This is a genomic window from Flavobacterium sp. (assembly GCF_044339515.1).
Lineage (GTDB): Bacteria > Bacteroidota > Bacteroidia > Flavobacteriales > Flavobacteriaceae > Flavobacterium.
The window spans coordinates 1-4,512 of sequence record NZ_JBIIVK010000087.1 but is presented as its reverse complement, the minus strand read 5'-3'; the positions used below and the strand labels follow the sequence as shown (position 1 = coordinate 4,512).

Here is a 4,512-nt window from a genome sequence, read left to right as displayed (position 1 = left end):
AAAAGTAATTTTAGGTGAAAAATCGGGGTGGTCAATTTGAACCGAAATTGGGTGGTCACTTTCAACCGAAATCAGGTGGTCACTTTAAATCGGAATTGGGTGGTCAATTTGACCGGAATTTGCAAATAAGAAACAATTCAGTTTAAGGAAGAAAGTTCTACTCCGAAACAAAAAAAATAAAATAAAAAAAAAGGTAGCAAAGTTAAGTTCCGGGTTTACAAAAAAGCAAGTTCAAGCCCTGCGGGTTTTTTAAAAAATCTCCACCACCCATACCTCTCCGAATCACGCTTTTTCTAACTCTTCTTTTCATAAGACGTTTAGGGGTGGTAGTATTTTTTAAAAAAAACTTGCTTTTTTGAAACCCTTCACTTGACGAGAGTGCTTTCTTTTTTTTTCTTTTTTTTCTTTTGAAAAAATTTTATGGGAAAAGTGTGTCTTGTTAGTAATTCTTTAAACGCCACGATATGATTAATTTTAAGATGAAACACCACCGAAACGAAACTGTTTACTCAGTCCCTCATTTTTTCATTCTCAACAAAGGAATGAACACAGGTAAACCTTTGAATGTGCCTTGTCCGAATTGCTTTGTAATTCTTTTCTATTGCTCCGAAGATTGCGAAAACATGAAACAAATTCTTTCATCCCTCTGGAGGGTTAAATTTTGGCATCAATTCCTCATAGGTTCTGTGATACCTTACATCAGAATCCATGATTTTTCTAAAAACCTGATGATTAAATCCAATGAAATGATGCAAGATTTTGAGCAGCACAAAAAAGATGTTGCAACACTTAAACTTTTGGAGCAAAAAGAAGACCAATTCCACCAAAACATCAACCTCATAAACGATTTAAGACGGGTTATTTTGTATAGATATTGTAAAAGATCATGAGCATAGAAATATGCTCATTTTCTTTTTTTATATTTGTTAAAACAATTGATTTTTATGATTAAAGAATAATTAGAAAAAATTTCAACTGACCTTAGTAGATTCAATCAAACTTTATCCAAAACATCTATTTTGATTGATAAGCCCTGGGCACTAGTTGACGACAATAATGAAATTCAAAAACTAATATTCAAAAAAAACAACGATTTAATTCTATCCAAAAACGGCAAAGCTGAAGTAGGAAAATGGGAGTACTTCCCGGAAGCTAAATCATTATTAATCGACAGAGGTACAGATAAAATTTTCTGTAATGAAATATTTATTGATAATGGAGTAATCATATTAAAACTAGATGGTACAAAAAATGATTTTTTCGCCTTAGCAAACGAAAATATAGTTTCTGACTTAGATGTTGTTACTTACCTAAACAATCTTGTTGAAAGAAATTTTGCACCTTCAGAAAAAAGGACTTATTTATTAGAAAACGATAAAAAATTAGAAGTTCATTCTAAAAAACATATTGATTTTTTAGAGAACAAAGATACAAAGGTCACCTTTGAAAATAAAAATGTAAATGATGGTTTTTATAAACTTAAGAATACGCGTTTAACTCTTGTGGTCAAAAATAGTTTAATAACAACAACATTATCAGAATATGATTATTTATTAGATGATAATAGAAAATTGAAAATTCTACAGAAAAATCAATTTGATGTTTCAATAAATGATTATGTATTAATAGATAGTAAACTTGTTGAGGATGATTTATTTTTTCTTCATAAAAACAAAAAGATTAAAACCAGAAATGGTTTAATTGAAAAAATTTGGTTTAGACCTAATATTTTAGGTTTTACTTTTGGAGATTTACGCGAAGTTAAATAGAATATGATTTACATTAATTTGCAATGTAAGTGCAATACAAGTCCAATATAAGTCCACATTATTGGTAAATCGAAGCAAAAAATAAACCCTCACACAATTGCGAGGGTTTTATTTTGCAAACTGCAAACTTTGCAAGACTGCAAACTGATGGTATTTTTAGAATATATCTTGTATTTTCATTGCATTTCCTTGTTTGAAAATAAAGTATTCTGTGCCAACTTGTTGATAAAACTCAATTCCCACAGAACCTAAAACAGCAACAGTTGTTGGGATTGATGGCGAACCGGCTAAGGTTGCAGTTAAGTTTATCGGGGCAGTTGTAGTATTTACCGGAATGTAAGCTGAAAACTCAATTTGTGAAGCTTCATTTAAATTTGGATCTGATGGCTCATAAGCTCCAGTAGTTGAGTTGTAAACAAAATCTGAAACTAAAGAAATAGCATTGATTAATCGAAAGTGCGTCGCTCCCGATGGAATATTAATACTGTTTAAGGGATTGAAAGCAGCAACAGTTAACTCAGTTTCATTTCTATCAACATTTGCCGTCAAAGCGAAAGGAGCTGCAAAAATACCATTAAAAGATAGGTTGCGATTAAAATCTAATCCTTTCAAATATTGAGGTTGTTGCGAAACTAAAACAGCTCTTTGACCTCTAGCTTCAGAACCATCTTCAATATTAATCTTTTTCATAATTCCGGTTAATCTTCCTGCAAGTCTGCTATCAGACATCTGACGCATTAAAGAAGACAAACCAATTCTGACAGATTTACCTGCCATTGCACATGCGGCAAATTCCGACATGTTTTCTCGTGTTCGCACAAAACCAGGTGCAGTTTTAATTTGTTCAGCAGTTGGTCCACCAACTAACCCGGCATAAAATCCTTTATTGCCTTTGATTTTGAAGTGTCGCACTTCGCCTAAAGTACCTGTGTACTTAATGTGTCCTCTTTGTTTAGCCATAGCTATTTATTTTTTAAATTAATACTAAAATTTTATCTAAATTTACACCGTAAATACTTGATATACAATAGATTAATTTGATAAATGCAATGCATATGAACGCAATTACAACAAACACTAAAAATATTCTTCTGGAAGTGGTAAAATTTGTAGATGGAGATGGATTAATTGGTAAAGAATTATATTCTAAAAATGAATATGAAATCCGATTATATGGAATTGATGCACCGGAAATAAAAAACTGTCCAAAAATTTTAAAAGACGAACGAGAACTTCAAATGCCAGCTGCACTTTTAATGAAGTTAGGCTATTTATCTTTTGATTATTTCAGAAGCTTGTTATCTATTGGGGATAAAATTAAACTAATTCAAGAATCAAATAATTTACAAGATAAGTATGGGAGATTATTGGGCTATGTAGTTTTAGAAAATGGTCTAGTTCTAAACGAAATAATGATCAAAGAAGGCTATGCAAAGCCGTATAATGAAGTATTTTGTGAAATGCTTCCATTGTATCAGGAATGGAGTTTGCAGGCTAAAATCAATTCAAAAGGCCTTTATTGTTTAGTAAATAATTTTTAAATACACATAGAAAGAACGTGGGCTAAATATGGACTAATATATAAAATAAAAAACCGTAACTATCTAATTTATTGATACTTACGGTTTATAAAAGTGGAGAAGATGGGGCTCGAACCCACGACCTTTTGGCTGCCAGCCAAACGCTCTAGCCAACTGAGCTACATCCCCAAAACAATGGCAAATTTAAGTAAATTTATTTTATTTCATCTCTTTTCTGTTTTAATTTTTCAGAGGATTCAATTCTACCTAAAATTTGTAAATTTGTTCTGGTTCTTTTAATTTATAAGTAAATGAAAAACTTCCTTTTACTCGTTCAATCGGTTGATATTGAAGATAAACTTAAAAATGCTCCAGACGACTCATATCAAATAGGTCTGATTATCGGTTCATTTGTCCCCTTCGTAATGTTAGTAGGAATTGCCTATTGGATGTATTATGCGGCAAAAAAAAGAGAAAATAAATCCTAGCATTACTTATCTTTGTACCGAAATAAATGTGAAATGGCAAAAATCAGGATTACCAAACAATTTAGTTTTGAAACCGGACATGCTTTATACGGTTATGATGGAAAATGTAAAAATGTACACGGGCACAGTTATAAACTATCAGTTACAGTAATTGGAACTCCAATTGCGGATACTTCCAACGTAAAGTTTGGAATGGTCATCGATTTTGGTGATTTGAAAAAAATTGTAAAAGAAGAAATTGTTGACTTATTTGATCATGCCACTGTTTTTAATCAAAACACGCCACACATTGAATTAGCTAATGAATTAAAAAACAGAGGACATCATGTCATTTTAGTAGATTATCAACCAACCAGTGAAAATATGGTCATTGATTTTGCGAAGAAAATTAAAAATAGGCTACCCAATTCCATTGAATTACATTCCTTAAAATTACAAGAAACGGAGACATCCTTTGCAGAATGGTATGCGTCTGACAATAAATAAAGTTTAACCAAAAAAACCCCGAACAATGTTCGGGGTTTCTGTTTTCTATTTTTTATATCTTATTTCTTTACAATCAAGAACTCACTTCGTCTGTTTTCAGCGTGTTGTTCTTCGCTGCAGGCTTCTTTACAATCTACTTTTGGTTCGGTTTCACCCATTCCTTTTCCGGAGATTTGCTCTTTGGAGATACCTTTAGACAAGATGTATTGAACGGTTGATTTTGCTCTTGCATCAGATAATCTCAAGTTG

The 4,512-nt window shown here is 31.8% G+C and carries 7 protein-coding genes and 1 tRNA gene; 5 read left to right on the top strand and 3 right to left on the bottom strand.

The window, feature by feature from the left end:
- Nucleotides 1-464: 464 nt before the first annotated feature.
- Complete coding sequence (locus ACIQ0M_RS15155) at nucleotides 465-890, top strand: DUF6943 family protein (RefSeq protein ID WP_396153739.1); 426 nt, start codon at nucleotides 465-467, stop codon at nucleotides 888-890.
- 129 nt (nucleotides 891-1,019) lie between these two features.
- A complete protein-coding gene (locus ACIQ0M_RS15150; RefSeq protein ID WP_396153737.1) occupies nucleotides 1,020-1,769 on the top strand; it encodes a hypothetical protein in 750 nt (249 codons plus the stop codon).
- A gap of 156 nt (nucleotides 1,770-1,925) precedes the next feature.
- Here the strand turns inward: ACIQ0M_RS15150 and ACIQ0M_RS15145 are convergent, their stop codons facing one another.
- The gene (locus ACIQ0M_RS15145; protein WP_396153735.1) at nucleotides 1,926-2,729 is read right to left on the bottom strand and encodes a hypothetical protein; all 804 of its coding nucleotides are present in this window, start codon (nucleotides 2,727-2,729) and stop codon (nucleotides 1,926-1,928) included.
- A 95-nt stretch (nucleotides 2,730-2,824) separates the two neighbouring features.
- On the opposite strand from ACIQ0M_RS15145, the gene ACIQ0M_RS15140 reads away from it, so the two are divergent.
- The gene (locus ACIQ0M_RS15140) at nucleotides 2,825-3,310 is read left to right on the top strand and encodes a thermonuclease family protein (protein WP_396153733.1); all 486 of its coding nucleotides are present in this window, start codon (nucleotides 2,825-2,827) and stop codon (nucleotides 3,308-3,310) included.
- Nucleotides 3,311-3,404: 94 nt separating this feature from the next.
- On the opposite strand, the gene ACIQ0M_RS15135 is transcribed toward ACIQ0M_RS15140, so the two are convergent.
- Nucleotides 3,405-3,478 (bottom strand) — tRNA-Ala (locus ACIQ0M_RS15135).
- 122 nt (nucleotides 3,479-3,600) lie between these two features.
- On the opposite strand from ACIQ0M_RS15135, the gene ACIQ0M_RS15130 reads away from it, so the two are divergent.
- Nucleotides 3,601-3,777: a hypothetical protein gene (locus tag ACIQ0M_RS15130; protein WP_396153731.1), complete on the top strand. Its 177-nt coding sequence runs from the start codon at nucleotides 3,601-3,603 to the stop codon at nucleotides 3,775-3,777.
- Nucleotides 3,778-3,810: 33 nt separating this feature from the next.
- Nucleotides 3,811-4,263 carry a 6-pyruvoyl trahydropterin synthase family protein gene (locus ACIQ0M_RS15125; protein WP_396153729.1) on the top strand — a complete coding sequence of 151 codons (453 nt, stop codon included), beginning with the start codon at nucleotides 3,811-3,813 and terminating at the stop codon, nucleotides 4,261-4,263.
- Between the two features lie 59 nt (nucleotides 4,264-4,322).
- Here the strand turns inward: ACIQ0M_RS15125 and ACIQ0M_RS15120 are convergent.
- Nucleotides 4,323-4,512 (bottom strand): OmpA family protein (locus ACIQ0M_RS15120; protein WP_396153728.1); only part of this gene is annotated, 190 nt, incomplete at its 5' end.